6 protein-coding genes are annotated in these 6,569 nt (G+C 53.7%); all 6 read right to left on the bottom strand.

Going from position 1 to position 6,569, the window contains the following annotated elements:
- Positions 1–169: 169 nt before the first annotated feature.
- Positions 170–562, bottom strand: a complete 393-nt coding sequence (locus DK872_RS27030; RefSeq protein WP_007371701.1) for a DUF4150 domain-containing protein — start codon at positions 560–562, stop codon at positions 170–172.
- A gap of 9 nt (positions 563–571) precedes the next feature.
- Positions 572–1,177, bottom strand: a complete 606-nt coding sequence (locus DK872_RS27035; RefSeq protein ID WP_007371700.1) for a DUF3540 domain-containing protein — start codon at positions 1,175–1,177, stop codon at positions 572–574.
- Positions 1,174–2,259, bottom strand: a complete 1,086-nt coding sequence (locus DK872_RS27040; RefSeq protein WP_072441675.1) for a pentapeptide repeat-containing protein — start codon at positions 2,257–2,259, stop codon at positions 1,174–1,176. Before DK872_RS27040 ends, DK872_RS27035 begins: the two co-directional genes overlap by 4 nt.
- Positions 2,256–4,796: a DUF2169 domain-containing protein gene (locus DK872_RS27045; protein WP_071920947.1), complete on the bottom strand. Its 2,541-nt coding sequence runs from the start codon at positions 4,794–4,796 to the stop codon at positions 2,256–2,258. The genes DK872_RS27040 and DK872_RS27045 overlap by 4 nt, the downstream gene beginning before the upstream one ends.
- Before the next feature lie 223 nt (positions 4,797–5,019).
- Positions 5,020–5,406 carry a DUF3592 domain-containing protein gene (locus DK872_RS27050; RefSeq protein ID WP_071920948.1) on the bottom strand — a complete coding sequence of 129 codons (387 nt, stop codon included), beginning with the start codon at positions 5,404–5,406 and terminating at the stop codon, positions 5,020–5,022.
- A 14-nt stretch (positions 5,407–5,420) separates the two neighbouring features.
- Positions 5,421–6,569: type VI secretion system Vgr family protein (locus DK872_RS27055; RefSeq protein ID WP_161519122.1), on the bottom strand; the 1,149-nt coding region annotated here is incomplete at its 5' end.

The following is a 6,569-nucleotide window of genomic DNA, read 5'->3' on the forward strand; positions in this document are numbered from 1 at the left end:
CAGCGCCTCGCGCCCGGAGAGTTTCCAGAAAAGCAGCCCCTCCACGGGCAGCCTGACCGATATTCTGTTCACCATAAACAATGAGTCCGTAAAAAGGCTGATACCTTAAATCGCACTTGCTGTGCGTTCGTTTTTTAAGTTGGAAATAGTGCGTGTCGTGCGATGTGCGTTACGGAGCCAACATCAGCACTTTGAACTGGCTGGGAACAATGCGCATACCAATGGCATTGGTCGAGTTTTGCAGACTCACGCTGGTTAAGCGTGTCGCTGGCGTGCCTTTAAGCAGCACGGTGAATGCGCCGGTCAGATGGCGCGATGGCCCCATTACCGTGCCGGACGCAACGCCGGTTGCCACACCGGGATTATCGCCATTCGTCAGCGGCGTTACCGTCGCCATATTGTGCGCGGGCATTCCCATAAACAGAATGTTAAGGGCGTTCGGAATAGCGGTCGGCCCCAGCGCAATATCCGGATAAGGAATCGGTGTGGGCGCAGGCATCGGGGTCAGGCAAACATCCGGGAACGCAAGATCGACCCCCATCAACTGGCAATTGGCAAACATATTCCCTCCTTACCCCATATGGATCTGTTCAGAATCGACTTTGGTGATCGCTTTCGAGGTGATCACGGTATTTTGCGCATGCAGGCGCAGATAATCTTCCGCTTTCATATCGAGTTGCCCGGCGCGGACATGCTCGGTCTGGCGCGTGTGGCGAAAAAGCTGCTGGCTGAGCTGCGTGACGGTCTGCCAGACCGACTCCGCGCGTTTCCCCACAATGCGCGACAGCGATACCCAGGCCGAGATTTTTTCGCCGCTGTAGTTCATCTCGCTGATATGGCAATCGCTTTGTAGCGCATTGATATTCAAGGCTTCGCTGCTCAGACTTAACGCGCCCTGGCTTGTGATATGCAAATCGCCCGGCACGCTAAGTTCAGCACTATTCGGGTTGAGCCGCTCCAGTACAGCAAGCAACCACATCTGGTTTTCGACCGCGCTAATCAGTACGGTATCGCCCGCCTGCGGCGCAATGACGCAGCTAACTGCCCGACGGCAGTGCCAGCCGCGCCCTTCACTTTCGACCATCAGGCTGCCGTCATCGAAGCAGTGGGTCACAAGCGCTGCGAATTGCCCGGCCGGGATCGCCGCCGTAAGCAGTTGATGGTTGATATTGTTCATAGGAGATCTCCGTAGATTTTGCTGTGGCGTTCGGCGCTCCAGGCTTCCGCCGCCAGTAACTCTTCGTCGTATTCGAGGATGCCTTTGCGATCGGCAAAGCGCGCATTGTCCTGCCGGGAGCGATGGAAGCGCGTGCGGGAGAACGCGGCGCCGCGAAAATCGGCTTCACGCACATCGGCAAAAGAAAAATCAGCGTAGGTAAAATCGCACAAGGTAAATTCCGTTCGCCGTGCTGCAATCTGTTGCAGGATGCTCTGGAAAAAGCGGCTCTGTTTAAAACTTGCCTGATTGAGTGTCGCACCGACAAAAATAGCCTGATCAAACACGCTGCTTTGGGCGTTCGCACCGCTCAGGTCAGCTTCCATAAACAGCGCCTGAGTCGCGTTGACACTGCACAGTTGCGCCTGCTTTAGCGATGCGCCTTTAAAGTTACATTGCGTAAGCTGCGCGCCGGTAAAATCCACGCCATCCAGTTGGTTATCGGTAAACTGGCAGCCGATAAACTGCTGCTGCACATAGCGTTTCCCGCGCTGGTCGCAGTTAAAAAAGACCGACCGCTCAAACTGGCTCCCCTGCATATCTGTCTCACGCAGATCGATAGAAAACCAGGTCGTCATCAGATTGCGGCAATTGGCCAGAGCTGCGCCATCAAGCGGGCTTTCATAAAAAGTGGAGCGTTCCAGCGCCGAGTCGGTGAACAGGCTGTTGATCAGGGAACAGCGCATAAATTGACTGGCGTCACTGGTCGAGCTGGAAAAATCGCTGTTAACAAGATTGCACTCATTAAACACACAGTGCGTTAAGGTCGTACCGCTGGCGTTAATACCCGGCATTGCACACTGGTTAAAGATGGTTTCATCCAGTTTTGCCCCGGCTATGTTCGCACCGCGAAATTCACATTCGGTAAAGATGCTCTCCTTCAGGTTCGCGCCTTGCAGATTCGCACCCTGTAGCGAAACCTCCTGAAAGATACCGCCAGAAAGATCGCATCCCCGCAGGTCTATACCATTGAGGCTAAGTTCGATAATGGCTTCGCCGCCCTTCACTTTCTGCTGTAATTGCGCCGCAGTTAATGTGCTCATATCACCTCTCCATCACGCTTCGGCAGCGTTTTTACCCGTTTGGTATAAGCGCCGTGAAAGTGTGTTGCTTTACTGGTAATGGATTGCGATAAATCAGCACGAAACAGATTCGCATAGCTGAGATCGGCACCTTCAAGGCGGCTCTTTTGCAACATGGCCCCCATCAGATTGGCCTCGTTAAAGCGCGCCTGGCGAAAATCGGTGCGCATAAACAGGCTGCCAGTGAGCGTCGCACCGCTGAAGTCGGCATTTTCGCACTGTGCTTCGCTGAAATCGCTGTTATCCAGCGTTGCCCGCCGAAAATGCGCCCGCATCAGCAGCGCCTGACGGAAGTTACTCTGTTTCAGATGCGCGCCACTGAAATCCGCCCCCGCCAGCGAGCCGCCCGATGCGACGGCGCAGGTAATCAGCGAGGCATGGGCAAAGTGAGCGTGTTCAAGCTGGCTCTCCACCCAGGAGCAGCTATCAAGCTGGGCATGAGCGAATGTCGCGCTGAGAAGTTCGCATTTGATAAAGCTGGTTTTTGTCATCGCCGCGTGGCTAAAGTCAGGTTGCGGCAGCACCAGTTCCATAAAGACACAGTTATCCAGCATTGCATGCTGAAACAGGCACTGGCTGAATCCCGTCTCTCGCAGCAGCACATTGCTGATGCGGGCATGGCTGAAATCACAGGCCTCGAACAGGGCGCCGCTCATTTCCGTCTCCGTAAATTGCGCCCCGTGAAAATCCGTCTGCTTGCACTGCGCCAGCGCGAGGCAGGCATGATCCAGTTGGCATCCGCGCAGCGATGCGTTTTGCAAATCAGCACGTGCCAGCATCGCCTGAGTCAGGTTCGCGCCCTCAAGCTGGCAACCGCTGAGATTGGCGCACTCGAGCAACGCCTTATGAAAGTTTGCGCCACGGAGATCCATTCCGGAAAAATCCGCCCCGGTCAGATCGAGTCCGCTGAAATCGCCACCCTGCGCCATGGTGCGTTCCGCACGCTGGCGGATAATCATCGCAATGTCGCCCGTCAGTTTGATGGCTGGCGGTTGCTGGGCTGCGGACATCAGATACATCTGGTGCAGCGCTTCCCGGCTTTCGGCCAGCTTCTTCTCACTCAGTTGGGAGGCGTTACGCGCCAGCAACTCCTGCATTCGGTGCATTGATTCCGGCCCGCGAACGGCGTTATTGCCGCCTGCGGCATCCGCGTAGCGTGCTTCCATCTCAGCTTTACGCGCTTCGGCCTGCTGCTGCATGTTGGCAGCTTTTCGCTCCATCTCTTCAATAAACTCAGGCAGTTCATCAAGCTTTGGCAGCGCAGGCTCGTCACTCTCTTTCAGGATGTCACTGACATCACTGCCCTGCGCTTCCATCCTCGCACGGTGCTGCTCGCGCAACTGCAGCGCACGAGCATTCTGGTTTTCACGCATCGGGCTGTGATTTTCCTGCACGTCGTTATCGATCCAGGCACAGATGACCTCTTCTGGCAGCAGATCTTTCTCGCGAAAGGCAAACAGCGCACCTTTTTCTTTGTCGAGGCGCTGATTGAGCACTTTGCGGTAGTGGTTAACAGAGCGTGTTGCGCCGTTTTTCTCCAGCGCGGGCATCAGATGCAGCACGTCAGCGGCATCGTCTTCATTTATTCGCTGATTGCCCTGCCAGATGAGCACCATCTGCTCCAGATGCGGGAAAAACCATACGGTGGTAGCGCGCAGGGCAATCTCTTCAAACAGGATCTCATCACCCCGCTGACGCTGGATAAAGCAGCGCGCCTGCCAGGGCGGTAATGTGCCTTCCTGCACAGGTTTTTGCGGATGCATATTCCAGATGCGCCAGGTGGCCTGCGGCGGCAGCGAATCGCGATCTTCCCACCACTGATCGGGGCTGGCGGCGTTAAATACGCGCCAGTCGATATCGGGAGCAAAACCGGGGAAATCATGCTGCAGCCAGCGAGCATCATAGTTTTTACCCATCCGGCGAAAACGGCGCGGCCACAGCAAATCCAGCGGGCCAAAGCTTGCTGGTTCAGGCTTTTCACGGGGTGAAACCATGCGCTGATGCAACGCTTCAATGTTGGGCAGGCGGCGATACTGCGTGCCGTTGTGCGTCTCCGTCACGGCCCCAACGCCGTGCGGATTTTCGTCATACCCTGCGCCGCCAAAAGCCCGGCTCCAGTCGAGGCGCATCTGTTCAAACGGCTGTGGCTCTGTCGGCCGCGAACCCGCCCAGTAGCGATCGCCGGTAACAGCCAGTGTTTTAACCAGTTTATCGACTTCGATGCGTACCGCGCAGGTCGTTTTGTCCTGATGATGCTGCGTGTAGGCGTATCCCGTGGCGAGGAATTCCGCACGTGCTTTCGGAATGGCCATATCCACTACTCCGCCGCTGGTTTGTAACTCGCTGGCGGCCAGTTGCCACAGTTCAACTTCGGGCCGCACTTGCGGCGAGGCACTCATATCGGCGAGCGCCATAACAGAAACACCCAGGTGATTTTGTCCCTGCAAACGAAATGGCCGATTTAATACGCTCAGTCGTAGCGGTTTAATAATCTTCATAAAACATCCTTTGGAAGATTAAGTATGGTGTTGGAGTGGTAAATTTTTTTATTTAGTACGTCTGGAAGATTGTGTCTGAATGGGGGCTTGCAGTGTTGCCTGTCTCTTAATTAATGTGCGTCGACGGCGGCTCATGCAAACTGCTGGCGGTGCTATACAGTAAAAATGCCAGAGTGAATTGAGTCACTATTAACCGGCTCTCAATCCATACTGGCATCTTCGTTTATTGACCAAGTACTAGCGGCTTGTCGTAAATAGCGATTTTCTTCGGATCCTTCGGGTCATATTTTATTGTTGTGCCATTGCCTTCTTTAAACTGCTCAATTTCTTTAAAGGTCAAGGCCTTCATTGTTGTCGCTTCAACCACCTGGTGTTCTGCCGTCTTAAATCTGAGTGTTAATTTATACACCGGTTTATTACCGTCCCAACTGCTTGTTTGCTCGGTATAAATAATATCAGCGTTAACGGCGATCCCATTTTTTAATACCGCATCTTGCGAAAATCCGTCTTTAAGATAGGGATAAAGCGTGGTGTAAAGAAATCTCGCAATGGGAAAGACACCAAAGACAAGGGCAATAACGACCATTGATATGATAAAAGCATTACTCATTTTTTTTCCTGATCTCATAAAAACAGAGTCAACAGTTTAGAAGACATCGATAAACCGCCCGATTTCACGACTGCTTTTATCTGTCTGATCTCCATAGCTTTATTACTATATCCGAAAGTATTGTGTGAAATTGAGACGTTGCTATGTGAGAGCGACGCGCCCGTTCGAGATGCGGAGACCCCCGTAATACTCTCAGACGCGCCAGTCATGCTGAAGTTGTTACCTACAAAACTTTCTTTGTGAGAGGAAGCCCGGGATACCATAAAAGGAACATCAATACTCACTTTACTGTCGCTCTTGATGGTTATTACATCCGGGCTAAAAACTGTGATTGTCCCGGCATTCACATTTTGTGTCCAGTTACCGCTATTTACGTCAATCGTCACACCACCATCAATGGTCTCTTTCCTTCCCCCCGCAGCAATGGTTGTCTCCTGACCGCTATCATATTTTTCTGTTAGCTTGTCGGTGACATGGTGCAACTCAGTTCCTTCAATATTGGTCGTGCGTCCACCTTTTATTGTTACGGTATCACCACCGCTGGTGATATCCAGCGTGCGGCCATTCTTGATGGTTTCTGTCTGGCCATTATTGAACGTTGTGGTTTCTGCATCGTCCACCGTGGTGGTGCGTTTTGCGCGGTAGTAGAACGTGCCGTCACCGGTGACATCATCTTTCTGCTCTTTCAGGATCGTAGTGGTGCGGTTGCCATCGACATTCACCGTCTTATCATTCTCGACTGACACTTTCATGTCTTTTTCAGAATGGAGTTCAACGGATTCGCTGCCTGGACGATCCTCAAAGAACAAGTAGCTGGCGTTATCTTTATTGCCATCTTTACTGCGGGTCATAAATCCCATGCGGGTCGAGTCATCCGGCAGCGCCCACGGCGGCATGCTGGCCTCGTTGTAGACCCGCCCGGTGATGATTGGCCGGTCCGGATCGCCGTTGATGAAGTCGATCACCACTTCGTCGCCGACGCGCGGGATTTGTACCCCGCCAAAGCCCTGGCCCGCCCAGGCGCTGGAGACGCGCACCCAGCAGGAGCTGGTGTCATCCCCTTTTGCCAGACGGTCCCAGTGGAATTTCACCTTCACCCGGCCATATTTGTCCGTCCAGATGCTCTCCCCCTGCGGGCCGACCACTTTCGCCGTCTGCGGGCC

It is taken from the genome of Kosakonia sp. MH5 (assembly GCF_009935945.1).
GTDB classification, from domain to species: domain Bacteria; phylum Pseudomonadota; class Gammaproteobacteria; order Enterobacterales; family Enterobacteriaceae; genus Kosakonia; species Kosakonia radicincitans.